We start from the raw sequence: 14,301 nt of genomic DNA, 5'->3' as shown, positions 1-14,301 counted from the left end.
ATGTGCCTTCTCCGTCCAGTCGTCGGCGAAGACCTGGCTGCGGGTGGCGTCCCAGAAGCGGTGTTTGATGGCGCCGTTCGCGCTTCGGTAGAACACGTGCTGCTGGTTCGGCCACACCAGCGTGGCAGGCTGCGCGGGCTCCCCGGCGATATCGGCGGGCGGTGCAACCGGGCCGCCGCCTGACGGGATGGCCCGTTCCCCCGCGATGTTGCCTGCGGCGGTGTACCGACACACCATGATCCACCCGGTATTGCCCGACACGAGCACGCCCTCTTTCACGCCGCACCCGACTGCGGTGGTGGATGATGCGGGGGACATCCACACGATCTGGGAGTAATGCCCCCAGGCAAGGTAATTGGTTCCGTCGGGAGGCTTCTCTTGGATCAAGCTATTGTTGTCGGCGTCAAATTTAGGCTTCTCGGCCATCCAACTGTCCATCGCTGTCATCGGGCGTGCCGGCACAGGGGCACCCCTGTAGATGTTTTCGCCCTCGTTGCCATTGTTGACACGGCTGCTGTGGTTTCCCATATTGTTTTTGCTGGATTCGGGATCATCGGCCCAGGCCTGCGCGTCACAGGCGAGCTTCGGGTTCCACGTGAGAGAAACCAAGGGAAGGCCGGGGTTGTACCTTTGAATGGCCTCTCGGCGTGCGGCGTTATGAGCGGCAACGATATTGGCCGCATCGGCGGAGCTTATCCGTGAGCCGGTGCCGGGAGGAACGTTGGACGAAGCACAGATGGGCGATTTTTCGTGGGAAGCAGATGCCGAAACAGCGCGCACATGCGCGGCGGCAGGCCACGTCGGGCTCATCATGACGAGGCTGCAGACGATCGCAGCTGCCGTTGCGAAAGGGTTCGGTTTCATCGTGCACCTCGACGCATATTTCATCGAAGGTAGGAAAGTCGGCGCGCCACACCTGCCGGACCCCGCGTCGATCGACATCGGCTGAACTCGGCGTGGAGATTACAGGTGTGCGCCGAACGCGATTCGTCGCGCATCGGACGATGAGATTATCGTCACCCATTCGGCTTATATCCGCTTGCCGGGCGATCGCCCAATTGCTCCGCTCGGGTGAATTAGCCGATTGCGGTTGCGGTCGGAGTGGTACTGCGCTAGTAGCTCCCAGCGAAATGGCGAAGCGTGGCGCTGTGCGGCGCTCGGTCGTGGTTCATCGGGGGCCGCCACGCTCGCGCGGGAACTGCGTGCCTCCGGGGTCGCCCGCCCCTCGACGGAGGCGCAGGTGGGCCGCCGGTCCTGTCTATGCTCAGGCCCATGGCACTGGAATGGGAACAGATCATCGTCGACTCCGCCGACCCCGTCGCTCTCGGGCGCTGGTGGGCCGAGGCTCTCGGCTGGGTAGTGGTCGACGAGTCCGAGGAGATCATCGAGATCCGGCCTGCGCCGGATCGGATGCCGGGGCTCCTCTTCGTGCCTGTCCCCGAGGGCAAGACGTCGAAAAACCGGCTCCACCCCGACTTCCGCCCCGACGACCAGGAGGCCGAGGTCGCCCGGTTGCTCTCCCTCGGTGCCCGACGCGCCGACACCGTGGGGGACGAGCAGCACTGGGTGACCCTCCTCGACCCGGAGGGCAACGAGTTCTGTGTCCTGAGTGAGCGGAAGAGCTGAGCGTAGGCCGGGCAGCAGTCCGGGCCCCGACGCCCGCAGCAACACGGACGGAATCGACACGGAAGCCGGATGTCGGTGGCGCGGTGCACCCGAGCGGGCCGGTGCCGCCGGGTTCGTGTCGGCCGTCGCCGTGCGGCGCCGCCGGCGGTGTCGACCGCACCGGGACCCCGGTGTCGTCCCCGCCGCCTGTGGCGGCGGCGGGGACGACATCCGGGCGGCGGTGGCCCGGCCCGGTCCGGCCCGGGATCGTGGGCTCTCGGCGGCGCCGCCCGACGGAGTCGAGGGCTACTTCACCCACAGCTCGTAATTCTCGAACTGGCCCCCGCCGGTGCACTGGTAGCTCGACCAGCGATGGGCGTTGATCCCCTGGTTGCCGGTGTCGTTGCACGCACTGGCCCAGTAGTAGTCGGTGATGTAGGTGTAGCCGGGGCTGGTCGGCGGGTGGCACGGATGGGTGCAGGCGACCGTCGCGGGTGCGGCCTGGGCGGGAGCCGCCCCCAGCACGGTGCCGGTGAGGATGGCGCCACCGGTGGCGAGACCGAGTACGAAGTTGCGGAGACGCATGACGATGTCCCTTCGAAGCACGATGTGCGGACATCCCGTACACGGTCGGTGACGGCTTTTGGTATGACGCAGAGAATGTGACCTGCGTCACATCTGTATGAATGCCCTTTGGAGACCGCGGCTCCGGCTGCCGACTGCGTTGGCAACGGGATTGGGGTCAGGTGGGGGTGGTTGTGTGGCGGGCGCGGAAGGTTGCTGCTTTGACTCGGTTTTGGCAGGCCGTGGAGCAGAACTGGCGGCCGGCGTTGCGGGATGTGTCCACGTAGACCCGGTCGCAGCGCGGGGCTCCGCACAGGCCGAGGCGTCCGGCGTAGTCGCCGCCGAGGGCCATGGCGAGGCCGGTGGCGCAGCCGGCGCTCCAGCCGATGGCGTAGGAGTCGTCGGCGCCGTGGAAGTGCACCTGCCACGGCTCGCCGGGAGCCCGGTCGAGCTGGGGGCGGGCGCCGGTCTCCAGGAGCAGCGTGTTGAGGACGCGAGCCGCGTCGTCGAGGCGGTCGGCGGCGGCGGCTTCGAATACCGCTCGCAGGGCGCGCGCGGTGTCGGCCAGTCGGTCGGCCTCGTCGGGTCCCAGGTCCGCCCCGGCGGAGAGTGCCGCTCGGACCGCTCCGACCCGTTCGGCGCCTTCGGGGGCGAGGTAGTGACGGCCGCGGGCCTGGCCGTCGGTCAACGCGTTGACGAGCGCCACCGAGGCATCGAGCAGGGTACGCATGTGACTGTCGAACAGCACTTGACCAGTTACCTTTCGGTCGCCTACGGTCTGCGTCACTGACAATAGACGATTGACCAGTGACTGAAGGGGTGTGGCGCCGTGCCACCCGTCGAACCTCTGCCGCGCACCGTCCGCCTCCTGCTGCTCGCTCGGGTCGTCAACCGGCTCGGAGCCTTCTCGCTGCCCTTTCTCACCGCGCTGGTCAGCGCCGACCACGACACGAGCGTGACCACCGCCGGACTGGTCGGCGCCGCCTTCGGACTCGCGACGATCCCCTCGCGGCTGATGGGGGGAGCACTCGCCGACCGCGTCGGTCGGCGTACGACCATCGTGCTCGGGCTCTGCGGCTGCGCGGTGGCGCAGCTCGCGCTCGCGCTCTCCTCCTCCCTGACCTGGGCCGTCGTCTGGGCGGTGTTGCTCGGGTTGGCCTTCGAGCTGTACGAACCGCCGAGCCAGGCGATCATCGGCGAGTCCGTGCCGGAGCGGCAACGGGTGCGCGCGTTCAGCCTGTTCGGCGCCGCGCTCGCGGCGGGCGGCATGGGCGCCGGACTGCTCGCCGCCCTCCTCGGACACCGGGATCTGCGATGGCTCTTCGTTGCCGACGCCGCGACGTGCCTGGGCTGCGCGTTGCTGATCCGATTGGCCCTTCCCCGCGACCGTCCGACACCGCCCGCGGCGGACCGGGAGGACACCGCCGTACGACCGCTGCGGGACCGGGCCCTGCTGACGGTCCTGGCCACCGGCACCGCCTACGCCCTGATCCACCAGCAGACGGTGACCATCCTCCCGCTCGCGCTCCCGCGACAGGGCCTGCCCGCCGCCGACGCCGGGCTGGTGTTCACCGTGACGGCGGCCACCACCGTGCTCGCCCAACCGCTGATCCGGCTGTCGTGGACGACCCGGCTCACGACGCCCGCCGCGCTCGCCCTCGCCCATGTCCTCCTGGCCGCGGGGCTGATCGGCTTCGCCGTCGCCCACACCCTGCCGGCCCTGCTCGTCTCGGCGGCGGTGGGCAGTGTCGGTGACCTGCTGATCATGGGCCGCGTCTACGCGCTCGTCACCGACCTGGCCCCACCGACCGGAAGCGGCCGGTACCTGGCCGTCTTCGGGACCAGTTGGGGCATCGCCGCGACCCTCGCCCCCGTATGCGGTACCCAACTACTCGCCCGCACGGGAACGACCACACTGTGGTCCACGATGGCCGCCCTCTGCCTGCTCCTCGCCGCCGCACACCTCCGCACGACACCGCGACCCTCCGCCCTCCACAACCCCCCGAAGCCGACCCGCCGCAGAGAGCCCGACACCGCGTAGCGGCGGCCGCGATGCCCCTCTCCTCACGCGCCACCTCCTCGTGTGTGGGGCGGCCCTATGCTGCCGATCATGGGGAGTCTTACGCGAATACCCGCGTGGGTGCCGCGCGGTCCGGACGCCGGGGCAGTGGGCACGGCGGTCGTCGGCGTGCTCGTGGTGGCGTTCACGATCGTGGACATGGTGCCGATGGACGGTTCGGACGCGCTGGGCCTGGTGCCCGTCTTCGCCGCGTGCGCCGCGCTGTTCGTCCGGCGGGAGTACCCCGTCACGGTGCTGCTGCTGACCCTGCTGGCGTCGGCGGTGTACTACCCGTTCGTGGTGGCGGACGGACCGCTGTTCGTGACCTTCGCCGTGGCCCTGTACAGTGCGGCGGCGCGCGGACGTCTGGTGATCGCCATGGTCGTCGGCGCCGGTTTCGCCACCGCCGTCGGCGTCGCCGAACAGCGCAGCGGTGAGAACCATCTCGCGGACGCCGCGCTGTTCCTGATGTACGGCTGGATCGTCGCGGTGATCGCGATCGGCGGGATGCTGCACAACCGCAACGCGTACCTGGCCGAGGCGCATCGCCGCGCGGAGGAGGCGGAGCACACCCTGGAGGCGGAGGCCCGGCGCCGCGCGGTGGAGGAACGGCTGCGCATCGCGAGGGAGTTGCATGACGTGCTGGGCCACCACCTGTCACTGATCAACGTGCAGTCCGGGGCCGCGTTGCACGGTTTCGCGCGTGCCCCGGATCGCGCCGAGCAGGCGCTCGACGCGATCAAGCGGACCAGCCGCGACGCGCTGCGCGAACTGCGCGAGACACTGGGCGTGTTGCGGCAGGTGGACGAGGAGGCGCCGACGGCGCCCGCATCCGGCCTGGCCGCGCTCGACGAGCTGATCGCGCACATGGCTCGGGCGGGTATCGACGTACGCCTGGAACTACCCGGCGGCTCGCGGCCCTTGTCGCCGGCGGTGGATCTGGCCGCGTACCGGATCGTGCAGGAGGCGCTGACGAACGTGACCCGGCACTCGGGGGCGGCGTCGGCCGTGGTACGGATCGAGTTCGAGGAGAGGCGGGTACGAGTGCGGATCGACGACGACGGGCGGGCCGGCGCAAGGGGTACCGGGGACGGCCGCGACGCGCCGCGTCCGGGGGACACCGACGGCGCGGCCGGCGGACCGGGCGGCGGAAGCGGGGTCGCGGGCATGGGCGAACGGGCCCGGGCGTTGGGCGGCGAGTTCGAGGCGGGCGCGCGGCCGGGCGGCGGATACCGGGTCAGCGCCACGCTGCCGCTGCGCCGGGAGGGCGCCGCGTGATCCGGGTGTTGCTCGCGGACGACCAGGCGCTGGTCCGGGCCGGCCTGCGCTGGATCCTGGACAACGAGGACGACATCACCGTGGTCGGCGAGGCCGTCGACGGCACGGAGGCGGTGGCGCTCGCGGGCGAACTGCGGCCCGACGTCGTGTTGATGGACATCCGGATGCCGCGACTGGACGGCCTGGAGGCGGCCCGACGGATCATCGCCGACGAACTCCTCGCGGAGGTGCGGGTGGTCATCCTGACCACGTTCGACCTGGACGAATACGTCTACGGCGCGCTGCGCGCGGGCGCGAGCGGCTTCCTGGTCAAGGACACCGAACCGATGGAACTGATCCACGGCGTACGGGTGGTCGCCCGCGGCGACGCGCTGATCTCGCCGACGATCACCCGTCGACTCATCGCCGAGTTCGCCGGCCGGGTCGCGCCGCCGGAACCGGACCCCCGGGTCCAGGCGTTGACCGATCGCGAACGTGAGGTGATGGCCCTGGTCGCGGCCGGGTTGTCCAACGACGAGATCGCGGCCCGGCTGGTGCTGAGCCCCGCGACGGCCAAGACGCACGTGAGCCGGATCATGACCAAGGCCGCGGTCCGCGACCGGGCCCAACTCGTGGTGTTGGCCTACGAGTCGGGGATGGTCACCCCCGGCCGGCCGGGCTGACCCGGATCTCCGGTCGGCGACGACCCACAACCGTGGGTGTAGACCGGACGCAACCGTGGGGGTATCCGCCGCCGCGACGGGCCCACCGGGGGCGTCCGGCCGTACCGTGCCTGCGCAGGACGCCCGGCGCCCGCCCCGCCGCGAGGCTTGTGGACAAGAAACACCACGTCCCCAAGCCCCGCACGCGGATCGAGGAAGCAATGCCCGAGACCCCGGTTTCCTACCCCCCGCCCGGCGTCGACCCCGGCGCGCCGACACCGGCACGCGCCGACCACCCGAGCGTGTTCGAGCGCATCGCGAGTTGGGCGCACCGGCGTCGCAAGGCGGCCCTGCTGACATGGGTCGCGGTGCTGATCGCGGTCAGCGGCATCGCGATGGCGATCGGCAGCGACTTCCACAACGACTTCTCGCTCCCGGGCACCGAGTCGCAGCAGGCCGCCGACACGCTGAAGCGGCACGGCGCCACCCAGGCCGGCGACAGCGTGCAGATCGTCCTGCACGACAAGGCGCCGGTGTCGGCGCCCGCCACCCGGGAGCGGGTCGAGCGCATGCTCGGCGCGGTGCGCGAACTCCCGCACGTGGCCGAGGTACGCAGCCCGTACGACGACGCGAACGCCGTCTCGCGCGACGGGCTGACCGCGTACGCCACGGTCACCCTGGACGGCGTCGGCACCGACGTGCCCAAGGACGCGGTGACCCGGATCATCGACACCGCGCAGGCCGCCGAGACGAGCGAGGCGACGCTGCGGGTCGAACTCGGCGGCGACCAGATCCGCGGCGCCCAGGAGAGCGGCGGCGGTGCGGCCGAGGGCGCGGGCATGATCGGCGCGCTGGTCGTCCTGGTGTTCCTGTTCGGTTCGCTCGTGGCCGCCGCCGTACCGCTGTTGACCGCCGTCTTCGCGGTGGGCAGCACCCTGGGCCTGGTCGTGCTCGCCTCCCACGTGGCCGACATCGCCGACTTCACGCCGCCGGTGATGATGCTGGTGGGCCTGGGCGTCGGGGTGGACTACGCACTGCTCATCTTCTCCCGCTACCGCGCCGAACTGCTGCGCGGCGCGGACACCGAACAGGCGACCCGGCGCGCCCTCGACACCGCGGGGCGCACCGTGTTCTTCGCCGCCTGCACGGTGATCATCGCTCTCCTCGGTCTGGTCACGCTGGGCCTGGGATCGCTGCGCGGCGTGGCGCTCGCGGTCGCGCTGACCGTACTGATGACCATGCTCGCGTCGCTGACCCTGCTCCCCGCGCTGCTCGGACTGTTCGGCAAGCGCATCCGGCGCAACGTCGAGCGCCGCGCGGCCAAGAGCAAGACCGTCGAGGGCACCCGGTGGCGTTCCTGGGCCGCCCGGGTGCAGCGCCGTCCATGGCTCGCGCTGATCGTCCCGGTCGTCGCGCTGGTCGGCTTGGCCGCACCCGCGGTCGACATGCGCCTCGGCTTCGCCGACGCCGGCAACGACGCGGCGGCCAAGACCAGTCGGCAGGCGTACGACCTGCTCGCGGACGGGTTCGGGCCCGGCTTCAACGGACCGCTGTTCGTGGTCGTCGAGGGTGACGCCGGTGCGGCGGAGCGGACCAGGGGCACGTTGGAGGGCACGCCCGGGATCGCCGCGGTGAGTCCGATCCTGCCGTCCCGCGACCCGCGGGTGTCCACGGTGATCGCCTACCCGACGTCCGCGCCCCAGGACGAGGCGACCACCAGGCTGGTCGAGCACCTGCGCGAGGACGTCATGCCGGGCGTGGAACGCGGCACCGGCGCCACCGTCCTGGTCGGCGGCGGAACCGCCGCCGTCGAGGACTTCGCGGCCAAGGTCGCCGATCGACTGCCGCTGTTCGTGGTGATCGTGGTGGGTCTGTCGTTCGTGCTGCTCCTGCTGGTCTTCCGATCGATCCTGGTGCCGCTGAAGGCCGCGCTGCTCAACCTGCTCAGCATCGGTGCGGCGATGGGCGTGATCACGCTGGTGTTCCAATACGGCCTGTTCGGTGTGCAGGAGGGTCCGATCGAGGCGTTCATCCCGGTGATGATCTTCGCGATCGTGTTCGGGCTCTCGATGGACTACGAGGTCTTCCTGCTCGCCCGGGTGCACGAGGAGTGGCGGCGCACCCGGGACGCCGGTCACGCGGTGCGCGAGGGCCTGGCGACCACGGGCAAGGTGATCACCGCGGCGGCGGCCATCATGATCGTGGTGTTCGGTGCCTTCGTGCTGAGCGAGGACCGCATGCTGCAGCAGTTCGGCCTCGGTCTGGCGGTCGCGATCCTGCTGGACGCGCTGGTGATCCGCTGCCTGATCGTGCCCGCCGTGATGCGGCTGTTCGGCGCCCGGGCGTGGTGGCTCCCGCGCCGGCTCGACCGCGCACTGCCGCGGATCGCCCTCGAACACGACTGACCCGCGAGGCGTCGAGCCCACCGATCGGCCGGCGGTGGCGGTGAAGGACCCACATCCTTCACCGCCACCGCCGCACGCGTACGACGTGCGGTCGACGGGGCGGCGTCAGTGGCGTCGATCCAGGAGGGCGTGCCACAGGGGGGTGGGGTCGGTGAAGGCGAAGAGGTGGCCGGCCTCGGGGAGTATGCGGAGTTCGGCCTCCGGGAGCCGTCCGTGGAGCCAACGCGCCACGCCCACCGGCACGTTCGCGTCGAGATCGCCGTGCACGATCGTGGTCGGTGCGACGAGCGTGCCGAGCGGGTCGGGCAGCGCCCGGTGGTAGCGGCGCATGTCGGCGACGGCCGCTCGGGGCCCCTGGCACAGCGCCGCCTCGGCGTCGCGCGCCGTCGACGCGCGGGTCGCCGGGTCGTTCAGGACGAGACGGTCGGACTCCGGCAACCCGTTCGGTGGTTTCGCCGGATCCGTCGGGGCCGAGGTCCGCCGGGTGAGGAGTACGCCCAACAGGCCCGGCGCGCGCCGGGCCAGCCAGTAGGCGAGGGTCACCACGGGGAGCCGGCCCCGGGTCGCGGAGGCGGGGGCACCCGGGACCATTCCGCAGGCCACGACCAGGCGTTCGACCCGGTCGGGCACGCGCTGCGCGACGGCGAGCGCGTAACCGGCGCCGCCCGAGATGCCGATCAGCGACGCCCTGTCGAGTTCGAGCGCGTCGAGCAGGGCGGTGAAGTCGCCGTCCCACGCGTGGAAATCGTCGATGTCGACGGGGTCGGTCTCCCCGAAGCCCGGCCGGTCGGGGCAGATCAACCGGACTCCGGCCGCGGCCGCCGAGGCGTCGAGCGGGTGGGCCTGGAAGCGGCTGCCCGGCGTACCGTGCGCGACGATCGCGGGGACGCCGGTGGGGTCGCCGTAGACGCAGTAGGCGATGCGTCGCCCGCCCGGCGCCGGGGCGAATCGGGTCGGCGGTGTGGATGTGGTCACGCCCGCCCCCGCGGGTGTCCCGCCGTGCCCGCCGGCCGTTCCTCGCCGATCGTGGACTCGATTCCGGTGATCAGGAGTTCGAGGCCCTGCCGGAAACGTTCGGCGTAGTCGTGGTACCGGGCGAAGACCGACACCGCCTGCCGCTCGGGCGACGCGTCGTAGTGTTCGAGTTCGCCGCGACCGAGCCGGATCGCGACATGCCCGGTGACGAAGTCGTGCACGGTCGCGTACGCGTACGCGGCGCGCTCGTCGTCCAGTCCCGCCGTACGCAACGCGCCCGCGACGCGGTGTGCGACGGCGTCGGCGCCCGGTGCGTCGAGGGCGGCCCTGCGGTGTGCCTCCAGGACCAGCGGGTGGCGCATCAACAACGCGCGCAGTTCGTCGGCGAAGACCCGGACGATGCCCTGCCAGTCGTCCGGCCACACGATCGATCGGGTCACCCGGCCGACGACCTCCGAGACCATCGTGTGGCGCAGGGCCTCGATGCCGCCGGTCGTGCGATGGATCGCCATGGGCGACACGCCCAGTCGGTCACCCAACACGCGAAACGACACGGCGTCCAGTCCGCGGTCGTCGGCGATCTCGGTCGCGGCGCTCAGGATCGCCTCGAGCGATACGGCCTTGGGCCGACCCGGCTTCGCCGCCTCCGGTGCGCCACCCGCCGAACCACTCGCCGCGCCTCCCGCCGCGCCCCCGGCCGAACCACTCGCCGCGTCTCCCGCTGAACCATCCGGTGCACCGGACGCGCCTGCTGCACTCATTGAACCCGGCATTGACGATTCCATGACGACACCCTAACAATACGCGTAACGAAACGCCAAGCGAGGTGTACTGCGCATGTCTGAATTGCACGAACTTTCGGCCCTCGACCTCGGTTCCGTCATCGCCTCCGGAGAAACCTCCCCGGTGGACGTCGTGGATCATTTCCTCCGGCGCGCCGCCGAGGCCGACACGGTCGGGGCATTCACCACGATCGCCGACACACACGCCAGGGAATCGGCACGCCGAGCCGAACGAACCCTGCGCGACCGGCGCGACGAGCCGCTGCCCGCGCTCTTCGGAGTGCCCATCGGCATCAAGGACCTCGAGGAGACGCGCGGAATTCGCACCACCCTGGGCAGCAGGGTGTTCCGGGACTGGATCCCCGACACCGACGGCGAAATCGTCACCATCCTGCGGGCCGGCGGCCTCATCGACATCGGCAAGACCACGGTGCCCGAGTTCGGCGCGGCCTGCTATACCGAGCCCGACGTCGCCCCACCCGCGCGCAGCCCGTTCGACCTCGCGTGCGGCGCCGCCGGCAGCAGCGGCGGCGCCGCGGCGTCGGTCGGCGCACGACTGCTGCCGTTCGCGCAGGGCAGCGACACCGCCGGGTCGTTGCGGTCCCCGGCCAGCGTCTGCGGAGTGATCGGCCTCAAGCCGAGCCGGGGCCTGATCACCACCGGCCCCGATCGCGGCGACAACATGGGCCTGTCGGCGCGCGGACCACTGGCCAGGACCGTACGCGACACGGCCGCGCTCCTGGACGTCCTGGCCTCGCGGCCCGGCGCGAACACCGTGCATCCCCCGGCGCCTTCGGCGGGCGGCTACCGCGCGGCCTGCGACGGGCCGCTGCCACGCCTGCGGATCGCGGTCGCGCACGGGTCGATCTCCGGTGGCCCGATGGCCGCCGAGTCGGCGGAGGCGACCACCCGTGCCGGGCTGCTGCTCGAATCCCTCGGACACACCGTGGTACGTCGCGACCAGGCCGAGGACCCGCTGTTCACCGAGTCGTTCACCCTGGCCTTCGCGTCCCTCGTCGGCGGCCTTCCGCTGCCGCCGGGCGCGGAGCCCCTGCTCCGCCCGATCGTCCGGCATCTGCGCGAGCTCGCGACCGGGACCACCGCGGCCGAACTGGCCGTAGCGCTGGGCACGTTGCAGGCGCGCGCCCGCGCGTGGACGCTCGATCACGCCGACGTGGACATCGTGATCACCCCGACGATCACCCGCCCGTCACAGACCCTCGGCGAACTGCGCGACGACGCCGACCCGGCGGGCGAACTCGCCGCGATGACGGCCTTCACCGGAAACACCGTGCTCGCCAACGCGACCGGCTTCCCGGCCCTCAGCCTGCCCGTGGAGTGGAGCGCGCGAGGTATGCCGATCGGCGTGATGTTCACCGCGGGGTGGGGACGGGACGACATCCTGTTGCGGCTGGCGGCGGAAGTCGAAGAGGCCGCCCCGTGGGTGGAGCGCTACCCGAACATCTGAATCGGATATGACACGGGACTCCCGATAATCCGAGACGACCCCGGGCCCTCGGCCCCATCCGCCCGCGCGACCACGCGGGTCGATTCGGCATATCCGAATACGCGCCCGGATTCCATTCGGATTGCATGCGGATTCCGTTCGGCACGGCGAAGGAAGAGAAATGAGACGCACCCAATGACACGCTCCGCCACCGCCTCCTCCGAAACGGGTGACACCCCGTCCGGAAGACGCGTCACCCTCCTGTTCCTCGCGCTGGCCGGCACGGCGCTGGCCGTCGCGGCGCTGGAGAGCCTGATCCTCCCCGCGTTGCCGATGTTGCAGAACGATCTGGACATCAAGCCCGCCAAGGCCGCGACGTGGGCGGTCGCGCTGACCGTCAGCGCCGCGGTCTCGACTCCCCTGGCCGGCAGCCTCGCCGACATCCACGGTCCGCGCCGGACCATGGCGGGCGTGCTGTTCCTGGTCACCTGCGGTGGCCTCGTATCGGCCGCGGCGCACTCCTACACGATGTTCCTGATCGGCCAGATCCTGATGGGTACCGGTACGGGAGTCATCCCGATCGGCTTCGTGGTGCTGCGTTCGGTGTACGGGCCCGATCGGTTGAAGGCGTCGATGGGCATGTTCATGGCGGCGATCACGGCGGGCAACTGCGCGGGCGTGCTGTTCGCCGGACCGATCGCGAATTCGCTGTCCCGGGCCTGGATGTACGCCCTCCCGACCCTGTGCGCGGCGGCGGCCGGCCTGCTGTTCCACCTGACCGCCGCCGGACTGGCGACGCCGGTGCCCGAGGGGGCGAGGCCGGGCGGGAAGCCGCGGCCGGACGGGAAGGCGGGCCCGCCCCGGGTCGACTGGCCCGGTGCGGCGACCCTCGCCGTCGGCCTGGCGCTGCTGTTCGTCTGGCTCGACCGGGCGCCCAAGGACGGCTGGGGTGCCGCGACGAGCCTGGCCCTGGTGGCGTCGTCGGTCGTGGTCCTGGTCGGATGGGTGTACGTGGAGAACCGGGTCGAGCGTGCGATGGTGGCACCGGCGCTGCTCCGCGGGCGCGGTATCCGGGGCCCGGTGAGCGTCGGCGTGGCGCAGGGCTGGGTCTACAGCATGGTCGTGTACCTCGTGCCGCAACTGCTGGCCCTGCCGAAGGCCACGGGCCTGGGGCTCGGTGCGGATGCCTCCGAGATCGGCTACTACCTCTGCGCGGCTCTGGCCGCGGCGGTGCTGAGCGCATCGCTCGCCGGCCTCGCGGCCCGACGGGTGGGCAGCCGGGTCGTCGCCGGTGTGGGCATGTTGTCGCTCGCCGCCGGCGCGCTGGTCCTGGCCTACCACCACGAGCCTTGGCAGATCGTGTGCGGGCTGGTGCTGACCGGGATCGGCGCGGCGGCCGGCTCGACGGCGATCTTCGTCGTCGGGGCTTCGGCCGTGGTGCCCGAGCAGGTCGGTGTCGCGACCGCCCTGATCACCGTCGCCCGGGCGCTCGGCGGGGCGGCCGGGACCCAGGTGGCCGCGCTGATCATGACCCACAACCCGATACTCGTTCCGGGCGGACCGCCCTCCGACGACGGCTTCCGGATCGCATATCTGACCGCCATGGCCATCGCGGTGGCCGCCGTCGGCCTCGTGTTCGCCTTCCCCCGCGACTCCCCGGGGCGGCCGGCCCGAGCGCGGGTACGGGTGCCCGCCGCTGCCCCGTCCTCGCTCCCGGACGGCCCACCGGCGTAGCGCGCCGCGCCCGTCCCGGACCGTGGGTCGCGGGTGGGTCTTCACGAGGGACGGCCCCCGGTCGTGGGGGCCGTCCCGGCGTGGCTTCGGGTGGGGACGCTATACCGGTGGTCGTCCGACCAGAGCGGTGCGGCCCTCGACGAGGGGATGGGGTCGAGGGCCGGGTCCGCGGCCGAGGTCGGGGACTACGCGGGCAGTGCGACGAGCGGGAAGTCGACCTCCGTGCGGCCGACCGAGTTGAAGTAGTTGGTGAACACGTTGAGCGCGACCGCGCCGATGATCTCGCCGATCTGGCCGTCGTCGTAACCCGCCGCGCGTACGTCGGCGAGTTCGGTGTCGGACACGAAGCCCTTCGTGCGCAACACCGCCCGCGCGAAGCGCAGTGCCGCGGCGACCTTCGGGTCGGACGCCTCGGCGTGGCCGCCCGACGCCAGGTCCTCGTCGCTCACCCCGGCGCGGGCGCCGAGTACGTGGTGCGCGGCGTAGCAGTACTCGCACGCGTTCTCGGCGGCCGAGACCAGCGCGATCTGCTCGCGCAGCGCGCCCGACAGCGACCCCTTGGCGAGTGCGCCACCGAAGGAGAGGTAACCGTCGAGGACGGCGGGTGATACGGCCATCGCCCGCATCATGTTCGGCGTCGCGCCGAGGGCGCTCTCCACCTTCGCGAGCAGGCGGCGGGCATCGGGGGCGGCGGTGGCGGGATCGACCGTGGACAAACGGGCCATGACGGGAACTCCTCGATTGGGTACGCGAAACCGGACCCCCGGCGGTGTGCGCCGAAGGACTGTTGGCAGTGCCAAATATAGTTGGC

14 protein-coding genes are annotated in these 14,301 nt (G+C 71.5%); 8 read left to right on the top strand and 6 right to left on the bottom strand.

Annotated elements, in window-relative coordinates:
• A partial coding sequence (locus EMA17_RS50830; protein ID WP_281290644.1) for a CAP domain-containing protein occupies positions 1-810 on the bottom strand: 810 nt, incomplete at its 3' end.
• Between EMA17_RS50830 and EMA17_RS55115 the strand changes: the two genes are divergently transcribed.
• Positions 722-949, top strand: coding sequence for a hypothetical protein (locus EMA17_RS55115; protein ID WP_246127489.1), 228 nt, complete (start codon positions 722-724; stop codon positions 947-949). The genes EMA17_RS50830 and EMA17_RS55115 overlap by 89 nt on opposite strands.
• A gap of 323 nt (positions 950-1,272) precedes the next feature.
• Positions 1,273-1,626, top strand: a complete 354-nt coding sequence (locus tag EMA17_RS50825; RefSeq protein ID WP_218043288.1) for a VOC family protein — start codon at positions 1,273-1,275, stop codon at positions 1,624-1,626.
• A gap of 285 nt (positions 1,627-1,911) precedes the next feature.
• Here the strand turns inward: EMA17_RS50825 and EMA17_RS50820 are convergent, their stop codons facing one another.
• On the bottom strand, positions 1,912-2,190 hold the full coding sequence (locus EMA17_RS50820; RefSeq protein WP_126644028.1) for a hypothetical protein: 279 nt from the start codon (positions 2,188-2,190) through the stop codon (positions 1,912-1,914).
• Between the two features lie 157 nt (positions 2,191-2,347).
• Entirely contained in the window at positions 2,348-2,899 is a 552-nt protein-coding gene (locus EMA17_RS50815; RefSeq protein WP_126644027.1) for a CGNR zinc finger domain-containing protein, read from the bottom strand.
• 99 nt (positions 2,900-2,998) lie between these two features.
• Here EMA17_RS50815 and EMA17_RS50810 point away from each other — a divergent pair, with 99 nt between their 5' ends.
• From EMA17_RS50810 to EMA17_RS50795, 4 genes are all read left to right on the top strand, one after another.
• Positions 2,999-4,210, top strand: coding sequence for an MFS transporter (locus EMA17_RS50810; RefSeq protein WP_246127488.1), 1,212 nt, complete (start codon positions 2,999-3,001; stop codon positions 4,208-4,210).
• A 69-nt stretch (positions 4,211-4,279) separates the two neighbouring features.
• On the top strand, positions 4,280-5,506 hold the full coding sequence (locus tag EMA17_RS50805; protein WP_126644026.1) for a sensor histidine kinase: 1,227 nt from the start codon (positions 4,280-4,282) through the stop codon (positions 5,504-5,506).
• Positions 5,503-6,168 carry a response regulator gene (locus EMA17_RS50800; protein WP_126644025.1) on the top strand — a complete coding sequence of 222 codons (666 nt, stop codon included), beginning with the start codon at positions 5,503-5,505 and terminating at the stop codon, positions 6,166-6,168. Before EMA17_RS50805 ends, EMA17_RS50800 begins: the two co-directional genes overlap by 4 nt.
• Before the next feature lie 200 nt (positions 6,169-6,368).
• Positions 6,369-8,552: an MMPL family transporter gene (locus tag EMA17_RS50795; protein WP_126644024.1), complete on the top strand. Its 2,184-nt coding sequence runs from the start codon at positions 6,369-6,371 to the stop codon at positions 8,550-8,552.
• A 105-nt stretch (positions 8,553-8,657) separates the two neighbouring features.
• On the opposite strand, the gene EMA17_RS50790 is transcribed toward EMA17_RS50795, so the two are convergent.
• Both EMA17_RS50790 and EMA17_RS50785 read right to left on the bottom strand, forming a co-directional pair.
• On the bottom strand, positions 8,658-9,527 hold the full coding sequence (locus EMA17_RS50790; RefSeq protein ID WP_126644023.1) for an alpha/beta fold hydrolase: 870 nt from the start codon (positions 9,525-9,527) through the stop codon (positions 8,658-8,660).
• A complete protein-coding gene (locus EMA17_RS50785) occupies positions 9,524-10,288 on the bottom strand; it encodes a TetR/AcrR family transcriptional regulator (protein WP_126644022.1) in 765 nt (254 codons plus the stop codon). The genes EMA17_RS50790 and EMA17_RS50785 overlap by 4 nt, the downstream gene beginning before the upstream one ends.
• A 76-nt stretch (positions 10,289-10,364) precedes the next feature.
• On the opposite strand from EMA17_RS50785, the gene EMA17_RS50780 reads away from it, so the two are divergent.
• Positions 10,365-11,777, top strand: coding sequence for an amidase (locus EMA17_RS50780; RefSeq protein ID WP_126644021.1), 1,413 nt, complete (start codon positions 10,365-10,367; stop codon positions 11,775-11,777).
• Positions 11,778-11,951: 174 nt separating this feature from the next.
• Positions 11,952-13,490, top strand: a complete 1,539-nt coding sequence (locus tag EMA17_RS50775) for an MFS transporter (RefSeq protein WP_126644020.1) — start codon at positions 11,952-11,954, stop codon at positions 13,488-13,490.
• Positions 13,491-13,675: 185 nt separating this feature from the next.
• Here the strand turns inward: EMA17_RS50775 and EMA17_RS50770 are convergent, their stop codons facing one another.
• A complete protein-coding gene (locus tag EMA17_RS50770) occupies positions 13,676-14,215 on the bottom strand; it encodes a carboxymuconolactone decarboxylase family protein (protein ID WP_126644019.1) in 540 nt (179 codons plus the stop codon).
• Between the last annotated feature and the right edge of the window lie 86 nt (positions 14,216-14,301).

Origin of the sequence: Embleya hyalina, from assembly GCF_003967355.1 — a bacterium.
GTDB classification, from domain to species: domain Bacteria; phylum Actinomycetota; class Actinomycetes; order Streptomycetales; family Streptomycetaceae; genus Embleya; species Embleya hyalina.
Note: the sequence above shows the minus strand (reverse complement) of the source record. Positions and strands in the feature narration are given on the sequence as shown.